The organism is Blastomonas sp., assembly GCF_046294995.1.
Classification (GTDB): domain Bacteria; phylum Pseudomonadota; class Alphaproteobacteria; order Sphingomonadales; family Sphingomonadaceae; genus Blastomonas.
On the sequence record NZ_JBKBOG010000006.1, the window covers coordinates 100,634 to 120,666 of the forward strand.

13 protein-coding genes and 1 tRNA gene are annotated in these 20,033 nt (G+C 63.5%); 11 read left to right on the forward strand and 3 right to left on the reverse strand.

Annotation, left to right across the window (positions count from 1 at the left end; genetic code table 11):
- Positions 1–121: 121 nt before the first annotated feature.
- Both ACK4R0_RS09410 and ACK4R0_RS09415 read left to right on the forward strand, forming a co-directional pair.
- Positions 122–2,488 carry a TonB-dependent receptor gene (locus tag ACK4R0_RS09410; RefSeq protein WP_409673559.1) on the forward strand — a complete coding sequence of 789 codons (2,367 nt, stop codon included), beginning with the start codon at positions 122–124 and terminating at the stop codon, positions 2,486–2,488.
- A gap of 393 nt (positions 2,489–2,881) precedes the next feature.
- Positions 2,882–3,661, forward strand: a complete 780-nt coding sequence (locus ACK4R0_RS09415) for a MerR family transcriptional regulator (protein ID WP_409673561.1) — start codon at positions 2,882–2,884, stop codon at positions 3,659–3,661.
- A gap of 122 nt (positions 3,662–3,783) precedes the next feature.
- Here ACK4R0_RS09415 and ACK4R0_RS09420 read toward each other — a convergent pair whose 3' ends face one another.
- Positions 3,784–5,379, reverse strand: a complete 1,596-nt coding sequence (locus tag ACK4R0_RS09420) for a phytoene desaturase family protein (RefSeq protein WP_409673563.1) — start codon at positions 5,377–5,379, stop codon at positions 3,784–3,786.
- 114 nt (positions 5,380–5,493) lie between these two features.
- Here ACK4R0_RS09420 and ACK4R0_RS09425 point away from each other — a divergent pair, with 114 nt between their 5' ends.
- The 5 genes from ACK4R0_RS09425 (at position 5,494) to ACK4R0_RS09445 (ending at position 9,578) form a co-directional block, all read left to right on the forward strand.
- On the forward strand, positions 5,494–5,769 hold the full coding sequence (locus ACK4R0_RS09425) for a ferrous iron transport protein A (RefSeq protein ID WP_409673564.1): 276 nt from the start codon (positions 5,494–5,496) through the stop codon (positions 5,767–5,769).
- Positions 5,766–7,622: a ferrous iron transporter B gene (locus ACK4R0_RS09430; protein ID WP_409673566.1), complete on the forward strand. Its 1,857-nt coding sequence runs from the start codon at positions 5,766–5,768 to the stop codon at positions 7,620–7,622. Before ACK4R0_RS09425 ends, ACK4R0_RS09430 begins: the two co-directional genes overlap by 4 nt.
- A gap of 76 nt (positions 7,623–7,698) precedes the next feature.
- A complete protein-coding gene (gene ssb, locus ACK4R0_RS09435) occupies positions 7,699–8,259 on the forward strand; it encodes a single-stranded DNA-binding protein (RefSeq protein ID WP_409673568.1) in 561 nt (186 codons plus the stop codon).
- Between the two features lie 17 nt (positions 8,260–8,276).
- Positions 8,277–8,630: an arsenate reductase (glutaredoxin) gene (gene arsC, locus ACK4R0_RS09440; protein ID WP_409673569.1), complete on the forward strand. Its 354-nt coding sequence runs from the start codon at positions 8,277–8,279 to the stop codon at positions 8,628–8,630.
- A gap of 165 nt (positions 8,631–8,795) precedes the next feature.
- Positions 8,796–9,578, forward strand: coding sequence for a 3-hydroxybutyrate dehydrogenase (locus ACK4R0_RS09445; protein WP_409673571.1), 783 nt, complete (start codon positions 8,796–8,798; stop codon positions 9,576–9,578).
- 73 nt (positions 9,579–9,651) lie between these two features.
- Here the strand turns inward: ACK4R0_RS09445 and ACK4R0_RS09450 are convergent.
- Positions 9,652–9,734 (reverse strand) — tRNA-Leu (locus ACK4R0_RS09450).
- A gap of 410 nt (positions 9,735–10,144) precedes the next feature.
- Between ACK4R0_RS09450 and tig the strand changes: the two genes are divergently transcribed.
- From tig to ACK4R0_RS09470, 4 genes are all read left to right on the forward strand, one after another.
- Positions 10,145–11,776 carry a trigger factor gene (gene tig, locus ACK4R0_RS09455; RefSeq protein WP_409673573.1) on the forward strand — a complete coding sequence of 544 codons (1,632 nt, stop codon included), beginning with the start codon at positions 10,145–10,147 and terminating at the stop codon, positions 11,774–11,776.
- A 293-nt stretch (positions 11,777–12,069) separates the two neighbouring features.
- Positions 12,070–12,696 carry an ATP-dependent Clp endopeptidase proteolytic subunit ClpP gene (clpP, locus tag ACK4R0_RS09460; protein ID WP_409673575.1) on the forward strand — a complete coding sequence of 209 codons (627 nt, stop codon included), beginning with the start codon at positions 12,070–12,072 and terminating at the stop codon, positions 12,694–12,696.
- Between the two features lie 164 nt (positions 12,697–12,860).
- Positions 12,861–14,138, forward strand: a complete 1,278-nt coding sequence (gene clpX, locus ACK4R0_RS09465) for an ATP-dependent Clp protease ATP-binding subunit ClpX (RefSeq protein WP_409673577.1) — start codon at positions 12,861–12,863, stop codon at positions 14,136–14,138.
- Between the two features lie 432 nt (positions 14,139–14,570).
- On the forward strand, positions 14,571–17,873 hold the full coding sequence (locus ACK4R0_RS09470; RefSeq protein ID WP_409673578.1) for a carboxypeptidase regulatory-like domain-containing protein: 3,303 nt from the start codon (positions 14,571–14,573) through the stop codon (positions 17,871–17,873).
- A gap of 147 nt (positions 17,874–18,020) precedes the next feature.
- Here the strand turns inward: ACK4R0_RS09470 and thrS are convergent, their stop codons facing one another.
- Positions 18,021–20,033 (reverse strand): threonine--tRNA ligase, encoded by a 2,013-nt coding sequence (gene thrS, locus ACK4R0_RS09475; RefSeq protein WP_409673579.1) that lies wholly within the window; start codon positions 20,031–20,033, stop codon positions 18,021–18,023.

Here is a 20,033-nt window from a genome sequence, read left to right on the forward strand (position 1 = left end):
CGGATAAGAGTTGAAAGCTGGTTCAACTTTCAGTAATGGACAATCACGCCCTGTGCAAGGCCGGTCAAAAGACGAACCGGTACACCGCGGGACTTCAGGTTTGGATGATGGGAGGATTGCCATGACATCGTATCGGTTTACCCGCTTTGCCACTATGCGCGCCGCGCTGACGCTGGGTGTGGCAGCAGCCGCACTGACCGCGCTTCCCGCCACCGCCCATGCGCAGGACGTTCAGGAGGAAGCGGAAACCACGTCTGCCGGTGGCAATGTCATCGTAGTGACCGCCCGCCGCCGCGCGGAAAACCTGCAGGACGTTCCGATCGCGATCAGCGCGTTTTCCGCCGAGCGGCTGGAAAACCAGGGTGCGCTCGACATCACCGATATTTCGCAGATCACCCCCAACACCACGCTGGAAAACTCGCGCGGCACCAATTCGACGCTGACCGCCTTCATCCGCGGTGTCGGCCAGCAGGATCCGGTTCCCGGCTTCGAGGCGGGTGTCGGCATCTATTTTGACGACGTGTATCTCAACCGCCCGCAGGCCGCCGTCCTCGATATCTACGAGGTCGAGCGGATCGAGGTGCTGCGCGGGCCGCAGGGCACGCTCTATGGCCGCAACACGATTGGCGGCGCGGTCAAGTATGTCACCAAGATGCTGCCGCAGGACTTCAGCATGAAGGTGCGTGCGACCTATGGCACCTATGACCAGGCCGAGGGCGTGGTCACCGTGTCCGCGCCGATCAGCGATCTCGTCCGTGTCGGTGGAACGGTCGCGCGGCTGTCGCGCGGCGGTTTCGGCGACAACCTCAACATCCGCAGCCTCGAAAACTACAACCGCGATGTCTATGCAGGCCGCGGCACGCTCGAATTCGGCGGCTATGGCGCGCCGGTGCTGATCCGCATCTCGGGCGACTACACCCGCGACAAGTCCGATCCACGCAACGGCCACCGCCTGATCCCCGGCATCCGCAGCGGCACCCCGGTGCTGCGCGACGTCTATGATACCCGCGCCGGGCTCAACGATCCCAAGCAGGACATCGAAGCTTATGGTCTGGCGATGAACATCGCCGCCGAGCTCACCGACACGCTGACGCTGCGGTCGATCAGCGCGTGGCGCAAGGACGACAGCTTTACCCCGATCGACTTCGACGCGCTGCCCGCGATCGATGTCGACGTGCCGGCCTTGTACCGCAACGAGCAGGTTAGCCAGGAATTCCAGCTGCTTTACGAAGGCAGCCGCCTCAAGGGCCTGGTCGGTTTCTATTATCTCGATGCCAAGGCCTCGACCGCGTTCGACGTGCTGCTGTTCACCACGCTGGCGAACCTCAACGCGTTCACCGCAGGCGATATCCGCACCGACACCTGGTCGGTGTTCGGCGATTTCACTTATGATTTCACCGATCAGCTCTCGCTGTCGCTGGGTGGTCGCTACACCGTCGACAAGCGCAACTCGACCATCCTGCGCCAGACCAAATTGGGCCGCTCGGCCGAGTTCGGCGGCAACCCGATCGTGCTTGCCACCACCTCGAACTTCAACGGCCAGGCGCGGTTCACCGATTTCAACCCGCGCGCGTCGTTGAGCTTCAAGCCCAACACCGATCACCTGTTCTTCGCCAGCTACTCGCAGGGCTTCAAGGGCGGCGGCTTCGATCCGCGCGGCCTTTCCACCGCCGCGCCCGATCTCAACCGCGACGGCGTGCGCAGCGAGGACGAGATTTTCGATTTCCTCAGCTTCGAGCCCGAAACCGTCGACAGCTATGAACTGGGTTGGAAGGGCAGCTTCGCCAACAACGCGATCAACCTGGCGGTGACCGGTTTCTATGCCGACTACACCAACGTCCAGGTGCCAGGCTCGGCAGGCTTCGATTCGAACGGCGATGGCGTCAACGACACCTTCATCGGCGTCACCACCAATGCCGGCAAGGCGGAGTTCAAGGGGATCGAGTTCGAAGGCAACGCCGTGTTCGCGCAGGAATTTGCCGGCAGCGGATCGTTCCTGAGCTTCAACGCGACGCTGGGTTACATCGATGGCGAGTACAAGCGCTTCATCGATGCCCGCAACATCGACGTCGCCGATCTGCGCCGCATCCAGAACACGCCCAAATGGACTGCATCGGGCACCTTCACCGGCGCGGTTCCGGCGTTTTCCGGCATGATCACCGGATCGACGACGCTGAGCTATCGCAGCAAGACCTTCCAGTTCGAAACGCCAAGCCCGTTCCTCGATCAGGAGGGCTATGCGCTCTGGGATGCCGCGCTGATCTGGCGCGACGAGGCCGATCGTTTCAGCTTCGGGGTCAACGCCAGGAACATCCTCAACAAGCAGTACATCACCTCGGGCTACCAGTTCCTCGCCACCGCACCCGATGGCACCCCGACCCGCAACGCGGCGGGCAATTTCATCCCCACGCTGGGCACCGAGGGCGTCGCCACCGCATTCTACGGCAACCCCCGCCAGGTCTTCGCCACGGCGACCGTGAAGTTCTGACCGGCTGACATCGGCTCTCCGTGTCTCTGACGCACCCTGCTTCGCCTCTCCCTTGATGGGAAAGGCAGCGAGACTTGGTGGCTTGCCACTTAGCCGCAGCGGCGAGGGTGATGGTGCGGCTGGATACTACTGCGCGGTGTCGCAACCCGCCTTTGCGCCCTGCGAGACTGTGGCGATCGAGCGTTAGTTCGGCGTGGTGGCACCAGCGCCTCTCCCCTCCCGCTTGCGGGAGGGGCAGGTCCGGCTGGCCGGACCGGGGTGGGCAGGGAGCACGACCCTCAATCCTTGGACAGGCCCACCCCGGCCTTCGGCCACCCCTCCCGCAAGCGGGAGGGGAGAGGTCCGAAAAATTCCGCTTGAAGCTGACGCTGCGTCAAGTGGCATAAGCCGCTGATGGCTGATTCGCTCGACATTGCTGCCGTGACCCGGCGCACCGGTCTCACCGCGCGCGCGCTGCGCTTTTACGAGGCGCGGGGGCTGGTGGAGCCGTTGCGGACCGCGTCGGGGCGGCGGCATTATGATGCGGCGGCGCTCGAGCGGCTGAACCTGATCCTGTCGCTCAAGAAGGCGGGGCTGACGCTGGCGCAGATCCAGCGGCTGACCGCCAACCGGAAGATCGACTTGCATGGTCTGATCACCGCCCAGCTCGACCATCTCGAAACGCAGGCGCGGCGCATATCCGAGGCGCAGGCGCTGCTCGTTTCCGTCAAGTCACGCATCGATCGCGGCGAGCCCATCGATGCCGAGACCTTCTGCTCGCTGATCCGAACCGAACAACAGGACACGACCACGATGTCACAAGACCAATGGAAAGCGGTGACCGACCGCTATTTCACGCCGGAAGAGCAGGCCGAATGGGCCGAGAAGATGGGCGAGATGACGCCCGGTTTCGATAACGAGGCCTATGCCGCGCAGTGGAAGGATCTGGGCAACGAGATCAAGGCCGCGCTGCCGATGGACCCGGCAAGCGAGGCGGCGGCGGGCTTCGTCGCGCGCTGGTTCGACCTGCTCAAGCCGTTCACCGATGTCGCCAGCCCTGCGATGTGGACTGGCACGATGAAGATGTACGATGACATGCCCAATTGGCCGGTACAGGCCGATCCCGGCTTCGATGCCGAGGTGTGGGCGTTCATCAAGCTGGCGTCGGCTGCGCGGCTGGCGGCGTCGGACTGACCTGAAGCGTTCCGAACCCGTTTTCCGGCGAAAGCCGGAATCCAGGGCGATTGCAATGCAATCTCGCTCCTGGGCTCCGGCTTTCGCCGGAAAACGGTCGGCAGGAGAAAGGGCGGTCAGGACTATCCCCGCCGCCACCTCTTGTCCGACAGCACCACCCTGGCCGCATTGTGCCCCGGCGCGCCGGTGACGCCGCCGCCGGGGTGGGTGCCCGATCCGCACATGTATAGCCCCTGCAATGGCCCGCGATAATCGGCATGGCCCAGCACCGGGCGCGCCGCCCAGAGCTGGTCGAGGCTCATCCGGCCATGGAAGATGTCGCCGCCGATCAGGCCGAAGGTGCGCTCAAGTCCCCTTGGGCTGAGCACCTGCCGTCCGAGGATCGACGCGCGGAAACCCGGCGCGTGCGCTTCGACCGTATCGATGATCGTATCCGCCGCTGCTGCTTCCTGCTCGGGCGTCCATTCGAGCGCGGGATCGAACTGCTGGCAGAACAGGCTGGCGACATGCTGCCCGGGCGGCGCCAGGCTGTCATCGACGATCGAGGGGATCAGCATCTCGACGATCGGTTCGCGCGACCAGCCGTGCGCCTTGGCGTCGTTGAACGCGCGGTCCATATAGTTGAGGCTGGGCGCGATCACGATGCCCGCGCGCAGATGCTCGCCATCCCCTGGAAGCGCGGAAAAATCCGGTAGTCGGTCGAGCGCGACATTCATCCGGAAGCTGCCCGACCCGCAAACGTAGCCATCGATCCGCCGCGCGAAATCTTGCGGAAGCGCGTCGCGCGGCACCATCTGCCCGTAAAGCAGCTTCGGTCCGACATTGGCGATGATCCGCGCAGCGCGCAGCTCCTCGCCGCTCGCCAGCCGCACCCCGGTGGCGCGCCCGTTCTCGACCAGCACCTGATCCACCGGCGCGTTCAGGCTGATCTCGACGCCCTGCTCGGCGCAGGCTTGGGCCATCATCCGCGTGATGCTGCCCATGCCGCCGATGACATGCCCCCAGCTTCCTTTGTTGCCGTTGACCTCGCCGAAAACGTGATGCAGCAGCACATAGGCCGAGCCGGGCGTATCGGGGCTGGCGTAATTGCCGACGACCGCGTCGAAGCCGAACGCCGCCTGCACCGGATCGCTCTTGAACCAGGGTGCCAGGAATTCGCGCGCGGACTTGGTGAACAGGTCGAGCATATCGCGCTGCACCTCGCGCGGCAGCCGGGCGAGCAGCCGCCCGGTGGTCAGCGCCTCGACCAGCCCCGCCACGCCCCCGCCGATATTGGGTGGCGGGCGCAGCGCAAGGTCGCGCAGCACATCGGCGACCCGATCGAGCATCGCGTAGTAATGCGGGAGCGCCTCGGCATCGGCCTGCGAGAAGCGCGCGAACTCAGCCTGCGTCCGCTCCAGCCCGCCGCCGAGCAGAAGGTGATCGCCACCGGGCAGCGGCAGGAAGTTCGATACCGGGCGCTCGATCACGCGGTAGCCGCGCGCGACCAGCCCCATGTCGGTGATCACCTTGGGCTGCAGCAGGCTGACGGTGTAGCTGGCCACCGAATTGCGAAAGCCGGGGTGAAACTCCTGCGTCACCGCCGCGCCGCCGATAATGGCGCGCGCCTCGAGAATGCGCACCTTCATGCCCGCCCGTGCGAGATAGAAGGCGCAGGTCAGGCCATTGTGCCCACCCCCGATGATGATCGCGTCCGGCGTTGCGGTGCTGTTCCCCATGAGCGAGGGCGTACCCCAGTCGGTCAGCCGCGCCAAGTGCGCGACGTTGTCCGCGCGGCACAAGAATTAACTGGCGCAGCCAGACGGATATTGATAGCGGTTCGCAACACCATCATGCTTCTTGACCAGCTCCCCACCGGCCAGCGCGCGGAAATTGCCGCGATCGACTGGAGCGTATTGCCCCAGGACGAGGGTAAAAGGCTGCGTGCGCTGGGAGTCGATGAAGGCGCGACGGTAAGCATTTCGCATCGCGGAATCTTTTTCGGGCGCGATCCGATCGCGCTCAGCATCGGCCGGATGACGGTGGCGATCCGCCGTGTCCACGCCCGCGCGATCACCTTGCGCGAGCCAGGATTTGGGCCCGCAGCCCTGCCGGAAGCCGCCGAATGACCCGCCACCAGCCGCTGATCGCACTGGTCGGCAACCCCAATGCCGGCAAAAGCGCGCTGTTCAATGCGTTGACCGGCGCGCGCCAGAAGATCGCGAATTATCCCGGTGTCACCGTCGAACGCAAGTCGGGCCGTTTCACCTTTGCCGATGGCCGTCCCGGTGAACTGATCGATCTGCCCGGCAGCTACAGCCTCGATCCAACCAGCCCCGACGAGGCGGTCACCCGCGACGTGGTGATGGGGTGCCAGGCGGGCGAGCGCCAGCCCGAGGCGCTGATCATCGTGCTCGATTCTGCCAATCTCGATCAGCATCTGGTGTTCGCGCTCGAACTGCTGGCACTGGGCCTGCCCACGGTGGTGGCGCTCAACATGGTCGATCTTGCCGAACGCGACGGGCTGACGCTCGATGCGGCGCGGCTGGCGGCGGATCTGGGCGTGCCGGTGATCCCCACCGTCGCGGTGCGGCGCAAAGGGCTGACCGAGCTTGCCGCCGCGCTCGATGCGGTGATCCTTGCCAAGCAGGCACCGCATGCGCCCTTGGGCGAGCCCGACATGCGCGCGCGTCGTCGGCGGGCGGAGCATATCGCCAACAGCGCCATCGTTTCGCAGACCGACAGCCGCCGCTGGACCGATCGCGCCGATGGTGTGCTGCTCCACCCCTTTGCCGGGCCGATCATCCTGTTCGGATTGCTGTTCGTCATCTTCCAGGCGGTGTTCAGCTGGGCCACGCCTTTTGCCGATGGGCTCGAAGCTGCGGCAGCGGCGCTGAGCGACCTTGCCAGCGCGACGATCCCGGAAGGCTTCTTCCGATCGATGATCGTCGATGGCGTCATCGCCGGCGTCGGCTCGGTGGTCGTCTTCCTGCCGCAGATCATCATCCTGTTCTTCTTCATCCTGCTGATGGAGGCGACCGGATACATGGCGCGCGCGGCGTTCATCATGGACCGGATGATGGCAGGTGTCGGCCTGTCGGGTCGCTCGTTCATTCCTTTGCTGTCGTCATTCGCCTGCGCGATTCCCGGCATCATGGCGACCCGCAGCATCTCGGACGAGAAGGATCGGCTGACCACGATCCTGATCGCGCCGCTGATGACCTGTTCGGCGCGGCTGCCGGTCTACACCGTGATCATCGCCGCCTTCATTCCGTCCACCGCCGTCGGCCCCGGCATCGGCATGCAGGGGCTCGTGCTGTTCGGCCTCTATGTCTTCGGCATCATCGGCGCGATGGTCGTAGCCCTGGTGCTGCGCTCGACCGTCGCCAAGGGCGGCGCGAGCGGCTTCCTGATGGAAATGCCCAAATACCAATTGCCTCGGATCACCGATCTGGCGCTGGGGCTGTGGCAGCGCGCCGCGTTGTTTCTTCGCCGCGCAGGCACGATCATCTTTGCGGTGACCATCGGCCTGTGGCTGCTCCTCACTTATCCGCAGGCGCCCGAAGGCAGCGGCATGAGCCAGCTCGATTATTCCGCCGCCGGGCGGATCGCAGGCGTGCTCGAGCCGGTCGTCGCGCCGATCGGGTTCAGCCGCGATATTGCACTCGCGCTGATCCCGGCGATGGCGGCGCGCGAGGTCGCGGTGTCGGCGCTGGCGACCACCTATGCGATCGATGCGCCCGACGAGGAGACCGAGGCACTGGCGCTGGGCGAGCGTTTGGCGGGGCGCTGGTCGCTGCCCACTGCGCTGGCGTTCCTCGCCTGGTTCGTGTTCGCGCCGCAGTGCATATCGACGATCGCGGTGACCAGGCGCGAGACCAACGGCTGGAAATGGCCGATCTTCATGCTGACCTATCTGTTCGCACTGGCATGGGTTGCAGCGGGCATTACCTTCTGGACCGCGACCGCAATCGGGCTATAAACGCTCTTCGATTTCTGGCCAGCGCCACCGCGCGCCGCGCCTTCGTCCATCCATTCATTATTTTTCGGGGAAAGCTATGTCGGGCAGCGTCAACAAGGTCATTCTGATCGGCAATCTGGGCGCCGACCCGGAAGTGCGCAGCTTCCAGAACGGCGGCAAGGTCGCCAATCTGCGGCTGGCCACCACCGAATCGTGGAAGGATCGCAACACCGGCGAAAAGCAGGAACGCACCGACTGGCACACCGTCGCGATCTTCGGCGAAGGCCTGGTCGGCGTTGCCGAACGCTTCCTGCGCAAGGGCTCCAAGATCTATGTCGAAGGCCAGCTGCGCACCCGCAAATGGGCCGACAAGGACGGCAACGACCGCTACACCACCGAAGTCGTGCTACAGGGCCCCGGCGCGGTGATGACCATGCTCGACGGCAAGCCTAGCGGCGGCGGAATGGGCGGCGGCGGCGGTGATTACGGCGGCGGCGGTGGCCGCAGCAGCGGTGGCGGTTCGGGCGGCGGACGCGGCTTCAACGACAGCGGTTCAGGTGGCGGCTCGGGCAGCGGATCGGGCGGCGGTTCCGGCGGCGGCTGGGGCAGCACCGGCGGCGGCTTCGACGACGACCTCAACGACGACGTGCCGTTCTGATTCGGGCGGGGCAGGCGATGCAGTTCACCGTCTATCACAACCCCCGCTGCGGCACCTCGCGCAACGTGCTCGCGGCCATCCGCGAGGCGGGGCACGAGCCTGATGTGATCGAATATCTCAAGACCCCGCCGTCGCGCGACATGCTGGAAAGCCTGATCGCGCGCGCAGGGGAGGGTGCCCGCGGGCTGCTGCGCAGCAAGGAACCATTGGTCAAGGAGCTTGGACTCGACGACGCTGGCGTCACCGACGCGCAGATCGTCGATGCAATGATGGCGCACCCCATCCTGATCAACCGTCCGATCGTGGTGACCCAGGATGCGGTCAGGCTGTGCCGTCCCAGCGAGACTGTGGCCGAGTTGCTCACCGCCTGATCGCCTGGTCTGTATTCGGTCTGGCACAGGCCGGATCCGCCGGTGTCTTTTTCCGTTCGCATGTGCAACATTGGAGCTGGCTGGCGGTTGATGCTCGTCGGGGCTGGCGGATTGAGTCGTGCCGACACCTGATGTCTGCCACGCGTCAACAAGGGAGTTTTTTCGATGCTCAAGGGACTGAACGCCATTGTTACCGGATCGACCAGCGGGATCGGTCTGGGCATCGCCAAGGTGCTTGCCGCCAAGGGGGCCAATCTGGTGCTCAACGGTTTCGGCGATGCCGATGCGATCGAGCAGGAGCGCGCCGGGCTGGAAGCGGACTATGGCGTAAGTGCGGTCTACAGCAGCGCCGACATGTCCAAGCCCGACGAGATCGCGGCGATGGTCGATCTGTGCGTCAGCAGCTTCGGTTCGGTCGATATCCTGGTCAACAACGCCGGCATCCAGCACACCGCCCCGGTTGAGGACTTTCCTCCCGAAAAATGGCACGCGATCATCGCGATCAACCTGTCGAGCGCGTTCTTCTCGATCCATGCTGCGATGCCGCACATGCGCAAGAAGGGCTTCGGCCGGATCATCAACATCGGATCGGCACATGGCCTTGTCGCCAGCGCCAACAAGGTCGCCTATGTCGCCGCCAAGCATGGCGTGGTCGGCATCAGCAAGGTGGTCGCGCTGGAAACCGCAGGCACCGGCATCACCTGCAACACCATCTGCCCGGGCTGGGTGCACACCCCGCTGGTGCAAAAGCAGATCGAGGCGATGGCGCAGGACAAGGGCATCAGCGTCGAGGCGGCATCCAATGAGTTGCTCTGCGCCAAGCAGCCCTCGGGCCAGTTCGTCACCCCCGAACAGATCGGCGAGCTTGCAGCGTTCCTGTGCAGCGATGCTGCCGCCCAGATCACCGGCATCGCGCTGCCGATCGATGGCGGCTGGACGGCGCAATAGGCGGGCGGCCCTTGGCGGCCTCGGCCCAGGGCGGGCAGATGGGTGCGCGTTTGTCCGTGCATGCGAGGGGGTGTGGTGCGGCTAGAGGGACTCGAACCCCCACGGTCTCCCGCTTGGACCTAAACCAAGTGCGTCTACCAATTTCGCCATAGCCGCGAAGGGTGCAGCCTATAGCGGCCAGGATTTGGCGAGCAAGCAAATCGTTCGGGTCTTTGCCGAGCACTGCCAGCCAGGCGCTGCGCATGACGCCCTGCCGCGCTGCTCAAACTTTGCCGCCAGACATTTCATGGCTGGTCATGAGCGGCCGCGTTGACTATGTGGCTCAATTTTAAGATTAGGCGTGTCCGTTTGTGACCAGAGCGTGTCCGGACAGAAGTGGATCGCCGCCGAACAGAACGCGTTGATAACATATCGACTTTTGGGTGATCCGTCACCGATATGCTGGATTTGGGTTCTGGTATCGCAAGATGTGGGGGTTTTAGGTCCTTCGACCGCACCATCGCTCCGATGGCCGGGCAAGGGATCGATTACCCTTTCAAAACATGGAAAGACAAGAGTTTAAGCCGATGCAGATTGTCGAGACGCTGAACGAGGGCCTCAAGCGGGCCTATACCATCACCATCGCTGCCAAGGATCTGGAAGCGCGGGTGGATGCCGAAGTGAAAAAGATTGCGCCGCAGGTGCGCATGCCCGGCTTCCGCCCCGGCAAGGTGCCCGCCAATCTGATTCGCAAGATGCACGGCGAATCGATCCATGCCGATGCCCTCAACGCATCGATCCAGGAAAGCGTCGACAAGGCGATCCGCGACAACGGCCTGCGCCCCGCGATCCAGCCCTCGATCGATCTCAACGACGATTACGCCGCGGGCAGCGATGCGCAAGTGACGATGTCGCTCGAAGTTCTGCCCCAGGTTCCTGCTCCCGCGATCGATGCGATCACGCTCGAGCGCCTGATCGTCGAGCCCGGCGATGAAGCCGTCAACGAAGCGCTGCAGCGCATCGCCGACGGCCAGAAGAGCTATGAAACCGCCGCCAAGAGCTACAAGGCCAAGGAAGGCGATCAGGTCCTGATCGACTTCGAAGGCAAGGTTGATGGCGTTCCGTTCGAAGGCGGCAAGGGCGAAGGCATGGCCGTCGTCATCGGTTCGGGCCAGCTGATCCCCGGTTTCGAGGACCAGCTCATCGGGCTGAAGGCCAATGACGAAGCCGTCATCAAGGTCACCTTCCCCGCCGAATACGGCGCCAAGGACCTGGCCGGCAAGGACGCTACCTTCGACATCGTCGTCGGCGAAGTAAAGAAGCCTGCCGAAACCAAGCTTGACGATGATTTCGCCAAGTCGCTCGGCCTCGAAAGCCTCGAGCAGCTCACCGGTCTCATCAAGGGCCAGCTCGAGCAGGAGCTGGGTGGCCTGACCCGCACCCATATGAAGCGCCGCCTGCTCGATCAGCTCGCAGCTGCTCATGATTTCGAGGTTCCCCCCTCGATGGTGGAAGCCGAGTTCGAGCAGATCTGGGCCCAGCTTCAGCAGGAAGCATCGCAGGAAGAAGACGTCGAAGCCGCAAAGGCCGAGATGGAAAAGGACCGCGAAGAATATCGCTCGATCGCCGTGCGCCGCGTGCGCCTTGGCCTGCTGCTTTCCGAGATCGGCCAGACCAATGGCGTGGAAGTCTCGCAGCAGGAAATGAGCATGCTGGTCGCGCAGGCCGCGCAGCAGTATCGCCAGGAAGATCGCCAGCGCTTTGCCGAATACATCCAGAAGGACCCGATGGCCGCAGCCCAGCTGCGCGCGCCGCTGTATGAAGACAAGGTCGTCGATTTCCTGTTCGACAAGGCGACGATCACCGAGCGCACCGTGACCCGCGAAGAGCTCGAAGCTGCGATCGAAGCTGAGGAAGACGGCGCCGTCGGTGGTAGCGGCGGTCATGTTCATGGCCCCGATTGCGATCATGACCATGACCACGCGCACGACGAAAAGCCCAAGGCCAAGAAGGCCGCTCCCAAAAAGGCAGCGGTGAAGAAGGACGCCGAAGCTGCGCCTGAAGCTGAAGCTGCTCCGGAAGCGGCTGAAAAGCCCGCCAAGAAGGCGCCTGCCAAGAAGGCTGCTGCCAAGACCGAAGAGCCTGCTGCGGACACTGCCGAAGCCAAGCCAACTGCAAAGAAGGCCGCTCCGAAAAAGGCTGCCGCCAAGAAGGCCTGATCATCACGTTTTGCCCAACCCTCTCCCTTGATGGGAGAGGGTTGGGCAGACTTGGCAGCTTGCTGCCTAGTCGAAGCTGGGTGAGGGTGTCAGCGACGCTGGCGTTTTCCCATCACCCTCATCCAACTGCGCCTAGCCGCGCTTGGCACGGCAAGGCTGCGTATCCTTCTCCCATCAAGGGAGAAGGCTGGCCCGCTGCCAAATCAGCACCGCGCCGCCATCGGGGCTTGAACTCTTGCACAAACAGGCCGATTTAGACGGCTGATATACAAGAGCAGAAAGAAGGCCCGTTTATGTACGATACCGTCCGCGATGCTTTGGTTCCGATTGTCATCGAGCAGTCGAACCGCGGAGAGCGCAGCTTTGACATTTTCTCGCGGCTGCTGCGTGAGCGTATCGTGTTCGTCACCGGCGAGGTCGAGGACAACATGGCCTCGCTGATCGTGGCGCAGCTGCTGTTCCTCGAATCGGAGAATCCCAAGAAGGATATCTCGATGTACATCAACTCGCCCGGCGGCGTGGTGACGGCGGGCATGGCGATCTACGATACCATGCAGTACATCCGGCCCCGCGTGGCGACGGTGTGCATCGGCCAGGCCGCATCGATGGGCAGCTTCCTGCTCGCTGCGGGTGAACCCGGCATGCGCACCGCGCTGTCGAACGCGCGGATCATGGTGCACCAGCCTTCGGGCGGCGCGCGCGGCATGGCGTCGGACATCGAGATCCAGGCGCGCGAGATTCTGCGCATTCGCAAGCGGATGAACGACCTTTACGTGCAGTTCACGGGCAAGAAGCTGGAAGACATCGAGCGCGCGATGGACCGCGACACCTTCCTTGAAGCGCACGAGGCCAAGGAGTTTGGCCTGGTCGATCATGTGATGGAAAAGCGGCCCACTCCGGCGGATGATTCAGGGAAATAACAGGTTTTGCCACCTATATCAGGGCGGCGATATGCCTTTGCGGCAACAGGTTGGCACGCAACGCCCTCTATATTGTGGGTGTTGCGTGTTGAATTCTGCGTTTTTGGCACTAGGCTGAAACGTCACGTTCCGGGCACGCAAGCGCCGGAACAGAAGGAAGAGCTATGACCAAGCTGAGCGGTTCCGATTCGAAGAGCACCCTGTACTGCTCTTTCTGCGGAAAATCGCAGCATGAAGTGCGCAAGCTGATTGCTGGGCCCACCGTGTTCATCTGCGATGAATGCGTCGAGTTGTGCAACGACATCATCCGGGAGGAATCCAAGGCTGGCCTGGCCGGCAAGAAGGATGGTGGCGTGCCCACCCCGCAGGAAATCTGCGACGTGCTCAACGATTACGTCATCGGCCAGAACCGCGCCAAGCGGGTGCTGTCGGTTGCGGTGCACAATCACTACAAGCGCCTGAACCATTCGGGCAAGGGCGGCGGCGAGGTCGAACTCGCCAAGTCGAACATCCTGCTGGTCGGCCCCACCGGCTGCGGCAAGACTTTGCTCGCGCAGACGCTGGCGAAGACCTTCGACGTGCCGTTCACCATGGCCGATGCGACGACGCTGACCGAGGCCGGCTATGTCGGCGAGGATGTCGAGAACATCATCCTCAAGCTGCTCCAGGCATCGGACTATAATGTCGAGAAGGCGCAGCGCGGCATCGTCTATATCGACGAGATCGACAAGATCAGCCGCAAGGCCGAAAACCCCTCGATCACCCGCGACGTGTCGGGCGAGGGCGTTCAGCAGGCGCTGCTCAAGCTGATGGAAGGCACCACCGCGAGCGTGCCGCCGCAGGGCGGTCGCAAGCATCCGCAGCAGGAGTTCCTGCAGGTCGACACCACCAACATCCTGTTCATCTGCGGCGGGGCGTTTGCGGGTCTGGAAAAGATCATCGGTGATCGTCTGCAGGGCAAGTCGATCGGCTTTGGCGCGCATGTCGCCGCGCCCGAGGAACGCAAGACCGGCGAGATGCTGACCAAGACCGAGCCTGAGGATCTGCTCAAGTTCGGCCTGATCCCCGAATTCGTCGGCCGCCTGCCCGTCATCGCGACGCTGGAAGACCTCGACATCACCGCATTGGTCCAGATTCTCAAGGAACCCAAGAACGCGCTGATCAAGCAGTATCAGAAATTGTTCGAGCTCGAGGACGTCGAGCTGAGCTTCACCGAGGACGCGCTCGAGGCGATCGCCAAGAAGGCCATCGAGCGCAAGACCGGCGCGCGCGGCCTGCGCTCGATCGTCGAGGCGATGCTGCTCGACACGATGTTCGAGCTGCCCGGGATGAAGGGCGTGGCCGAGATCGTCGTCGACAAGGACGTGGTCGAGGGCCGCAAGGACCCGATCCAGGTGTTTGCCGCCAAGGAAAAGGTCGGCGCGGGCGGCGACGCCGCCTGACGGCACTGGTTGCGGCGATGATCTAAAAAGGGCGCAGGGTTCAACCCCTGCGCCCTTTTTTGTGCGTGTCGTCACGAGTCGGGCCGGTGCGTACAGGATCGGCGACCTTGATGCCGGAGCACCGCCGCAAGGCGTGTCATTTATGCCGCAGTTGCGAACTAATCGTCAGAATGGCGACATCACACGGCGATCGCACCGGCTGCGAGCAATGCTGCAACACAGCATTTAATCATGTTTTTCCAAGGCTTAGGTGGGGCCACTGCCTGCATGCTGCAGTGTGTCATATCGCGACTTATAAATGTCACATATCCTTCACATAGCTTTCGCTTTTCTGTCCTTAGCGCCGACTAGTGCGCCGCTCATCTCTTGATTGTGAGAGCGCTTTCATCGCTGCCGGTGTCGACAGGGCAGCAAGAAACTGGGGAAAGACACATGCAAATTCGCTATTATCTCGCAGCGAGCGCTGCGGCGCTCTCGCTGGCCACCGTCATGGCGGCTCCAGCGCATGCACAGGAAACCAGCTCTTCGGTCCGCGGAACCGTCACCGGTGACGGTGCTCCTCTCGCTGGCGCAGAAGTCCGGGTGATCCACACCCCTTCGGGCACCGTCGCTTCGACCGTGACCGATTCGACAGGCTCTTTCAGCACGTCGGGTCTGCGTCTGGGCGGCCCGTTCACCATCGAAGTGAACGCTCCGGGCTTTGAACAGTCGTCGGTCACCGACATCTTCCTGCAGGCAGGCCAGCCTTTCCGCGTTCCCATCGAGCTGCAGTCACAGGCCGTCATCGTCGTGACGGCATCGTCGATCGGTACGGGCCGCACGCTGGATTCGGGCGCAGGAACGGTTCTGACCGCGCGCGATATCGCAGGCGTCTCGAATGCCAACCGCGACATCCGTAACCTCGCCGCTCGCGACCCGCGCGTGAACCTTGACCCGACCAACGGCGGCGCGATCTCGATCGCAGGACAGAACAACCGCTTCAACCGCTTCACCGTCGATGGCGTGGCCTTCGGCGATCCCTTCGGCCTCGAAGCCGGCGGCCTGGTGTCGACCCGTGGTCCGGTTCCGCTCGATGCGATCGGTGAATTCTCGGTCGAAGTCGCTCCTGTCGATATTCAGCAGGGCTTCTTCCAGGGCGGTGCGATCAACACCCAGCTCAAGTCGGGAACGAACGACTTTGGCGGCCTCGTCGGCTTCTACTACAGCGACGACAAGCTGCGCGGCGACAAGGCGCGCGGCGTGACCCGCACCGGCGCGTTCGAATCGAAGATCTACACCGCGCAGATCACCGGCCCGATCATCAAGGACAAATTGTTCTTCGCAGTCACCTATGAACGGACCCGCGAATCGGTGCCTTCGGCGATTTCGCCGGCCGCACTTGGCATCACCGATGCCCAGATCTCGCAGATTCAGCAGATCGGTACCAGCGTATATAACTTCGATACGCTCGGCGCGGCCGATGGGGTGGTTGAAAAGGACGACAAGGTCGTCGCCAAGATCGACTGGAACATTGCCGACGGTCACCGTGCTGCGGTTACCTATATCTATAACAAGGGCAATATCCTCGCTGGCCAGACTGCCATCGGCGCGCTCAATGCAACCAACCCGAACTTCTCGCTGCAGTCGAACAACTACAACCAGGGTGCTGAGAACCACTTCGGCGTTTTCCAGTTGAACGATCAGTGGACCGACAGTTTCTCGACCCAGCTGCGTGTTTCCTATGCAGACTATGTCCGCCTGCAGCAGCCGTTCGGTGACACCAGCTTCGGCGAGTTCCGCACCTGTCTTGACCCGGTAGCACCCGGACCGGTCGGAACGCAGACCCCAGTCCAGGCGGCGCTCGCCTGCACGCCCGGCAGCCGTCAGTTGACCTTCGGCCCGGACATCAGCCGTCAGGCCAACGAACTGGAATCGCAGTCGCTGAACATCGAGTTCCAGGCGACGCTGCAGCTCGCCAACCATACGGTGAAGATGATCGCCGAGCGCCGCACGCAGGACATCCGCAACCTGTTCGCACAGCGCGTTTCGGGTGCATGGTATTTCGACTCGGTTGCCGATCTGCAGAACCGTCGTGCCAACGAACTCGATATTGCTGTGCCACTGCGCGGTGGAATCGACACCGTGACCGCGCTGTTCGAAAACAACAGCTGGACCTTCGGCATGCAGGATACGATCGACGTATCCGACACGCTGGTGGTGACCGCCGGTTTCCGCTGGGACCTGTTCGACACGCCTGACCGTCCGTTCGTCAACGATGCGTTCTTCAACCGTTTCGGCTTTACCAACGCAGAAAGCCTGAATGGTCGCCAGCTGTTCCAGCCGCGCTTTGGCTTCAACTACAAGCCGACCGACCGCCTGACCATGCGCGGTTCGGCTGGTCTGTTTGGTGGCGGCAGCCCGAACGTCTGGATTTCGAACAGCTATTCGAACCCTGGTCCGACGCTGGGCCGCGTTCAGGTGCGTCGTGTTCCGGGTGTGGGCGGTGCAGCCGATACCTTCACGATCAGCGGTGTGGGCGGTCTTACTGCGGCGCAGCAGAATGCCATTGGCGCGGCCACGCTCAACGGCGTGTCTGGCGGCACGGGCGTTCCGGCCGAACTGCTTGCTGCGGTCCGCACCACCGGTACCGCCGCATCGCCGACCAACGCACTCGACCCGAACTTCAAGGTGCCCTCGCAGTGGCGCGTTTCGGGCAGCTTCGACTATATCGCCAACCTGGGCTTCCTGGGTGACGACTGGAACTTTGGTGCCGATGTGGTCTGGTCGAGGGTGAAGGATGGTCTTGAGTGGACCGATCTGCGTTCGGTCGTCACCGGTACCTTGCCCGATGGTCGCCCGCGCTACAGCGTGCTGCCTGGTCAGGGTACGACCACCAACACCGACATCCTGCTGACAAATACCGACCAGGGTTACAGCTGGAACATCGTTGGCCGGTTCGACAAGCGCTGGAACAACGGCTTCCGCCTCGCGGGCGCCTACACCTACCAGCGCGCCAAGGACACCAACCCCGGCACCTCGTCGGTGGCGTTCTCGAACTACACCAACACGGCGGTGATTGATCCCAACTTCGCAGCTTATGGTACGTCGAACTACCAGCGTGACGATGCCTTCCGTCTGACGGCAGGTTATGATGCGCAGCTGTTCGGGGACAACACCACCCGCTTCGAGCTGTTCTTCAACAGCCTTTCGGGCCAGCGGTACAGCTACACCTTCGCAGACCAAGCCTCGGGCAACAACCGTTCGAGCGTCTTCGGCGTGACCGGCAGCAACACGCGTTACAGCATGTACGTGCCTAACGTATCGTCGCCGACCGCCGATCCGCTGGTGACCTATGCGCCGGGCTTCGACTTTGCGGGCTTCCAAAACTTCGTTCAGAACTCGCCGCTGAACAAGCACCAGGGCTCGATTGCACCCAAGAACATCGGCAAGAGCCCGCGCTTCAACAAGCTCGATCTCGCGGTCCGTCAGGAAGTGCCGTTCGTGTTTGGTGGCAAGATCGAACTGTCGATGGACATGGAAAATGTGCTCAACCTGATCGACTCGGATTGGGGCACCATCCGCCAGGTCGGCTTCCCGTATCTGGGCACGCTGGTGAACGTGACCTGCGGCAACGCGCCTTGCACGCAGTACCAGTATTCCAACCGGTCGGGCACCACCTTCCAGGCACCCAACGAGGCGGTTAACCTCAACGGTTCGCTGTGGGCGATCCGCTTCGGTGCGCGGATCGTGTTCTGATCGCACAGGCATAACCGCCTAAAGACGAGGGCGCGGTGGCTTTGGTCACCGCGCCTTTTTCTTTGCGCGATCCGGGCGACGCATACAAAAAAGCCCCCTGCGGCGTTATGCAGCAGGGGGCTTTGTGCGTTCGGGTGGTGCCGGCGGTCAGCCCTTGAGATCGGGCGGCAGCGCTTCGTCCTTCAGCATCGCCACCACTTCGTCGAGCGAGAGGAACTGCTGTTGCTGCTCACCAAGGCGGCGCAGCGCCACGGTGCGCTTTTCGGCCTCCTGTTTGCCGACGACCAGGATGTTGGGGACGCGGCCGACCGAGTGCTCGCGCACCTTGTAGTTGATCTTCTCGTTGCGCGTATCGGTCTCGACGCGGATGCCCGCCGCCTGCAGCGCGGCGACCACTTCATGCGCATAATCGTCGGCGTCCGAGACGATGGTCGCGACCACCGCCTGCACCGGCGCGAGCCACAGCGGGAACTTGCCCGCATAATGCTCGATCAGGATGCCGATGAAGCGTTCGTAGCTGCCCAGGATCGCGCGGTGGAGCATGATCGGGCGGTGGCGGTTGCCATCCTCGGCGATGTAGCTGGCATCGAGCCGCTCGGGCAGCACGGTATCGGTCTGGATCGTGCCGACCTGCCAGGTCCGCCCGATCGCGTCGGTCAGGTGGAACTCGAGCTTGGGCGCATAGAACGCGCCTTCGCCGGGCAGCTCTTCCCAGCCCCATTCGGGCGTGTTGCGCCCCGTGGCGGCGACCGCATCGCGCATCGACTGTTCGGACCAGTCCCACATTTCATCGGTGCCGAAGCGGTTTTCGGGGCGCAGCGCCAGCTTGATGGCATAGTCGCCAAAGCCCAGGTCCTTGTAGACGACATCGAGCAGGTCGCAGAACTTGGCAATCTCGTCGACCAACTGGTCCTCGCGGCAGAAGATATGCGCATCGTCCTGCGTGAACTGCCGCACCCGCATCAGCCCGTGCAGCGCGCCGTGCGGCTCGTTGCGGTGGCAGCAGCCCATCTCGGCAAGCCGCAAGGGGAGATCGCGATAGCTCTTGATGCCCTGGCGGAAGATCAGCACGTGCGCCGGGCAGTTCATCGGCTTCAAGGCCATCCACGCGGCATCGTTCGACACCACCGGTCCCTCGTCCTCGGTGTTGGGGACCTCGTCGGGGATCACGAACATGTTTTCGCGGTACTTGCCCCAGTGCCCGGACTGCTCCCACTGGCGCGCGTCCATCACCTGCGGGGTTTTTACTTCCAGATAACCGGCGGCATCGAGCCGGCGGCGCATATAGGCCTCGAGCGCGCGATAGATTACAAACCCGCGCGGGTGCCAGAACACCGACCCGTGCGCTTCGGCCTGGAGGTGGAACAGGTCCATCTCCGCGCCGATCTTGCGGTGGTCGCGCTTGGCGGCTTCCTCGAGCCGCACCAGATGCGCGTCGAGCTGCTTCTTGTTGAGCCATCCAGTGCCATAGATGCGCGACAATTGCGGGTTACGCTGGTCGCCGCGCCAGTACGCGCCCGATACCCGCGTCAGCTTGAACGCATTGGGGTCGAGCTTGCCGGTGGAAGCCAGATGCGGGCCACGGCACATGTCCATCCACGCGCCCGGACGGCCAGGTTCGCCCGACCAGTACACCGTCAGCTCCTCGTCATCGGGAAGCTCGGCGGCCCATTCGGCCTTGAAGCTCTCGCCCGCCGCCTGCCAGCGCGCGATCAGGTCGCTGCGGCTCCACACCTCGCGCACCAGCGGCAGATCGGCGGCGATGATGCGGCGCATCTCGGCCTCGATCGCGGGCAGGTCCTCGTCGGTGAACGGGCGCTCGGCAGGCGCGAAATCGTAATAGAAACCGTCGTCGGTCGAAGGGCCGAAGGTGATCTGCGTTCCCGGGAACAGGCTCTGCACCGCTTCGGCCAGCACATGCGCAAAATCGTGCCGCGCCAGCTCGAGCGCATCGGCCTCGTCGCGCGCGGTGACCAGCGCCAGTTGCGCATCGCCCTCGAACGGGCGCATGATGTCGCGCAGCTCGCCATCGACGCGGGCAGCAATCGCCGCCTTGGCAAGGCCCGGGCCGATCGCGGCGGCGACATCTGCCGGGGTCGAACCCTCGGGCATTTCGCGCACCGAACCATCGGGCAGGCTGATCTTCAGAAGCTGGGACAT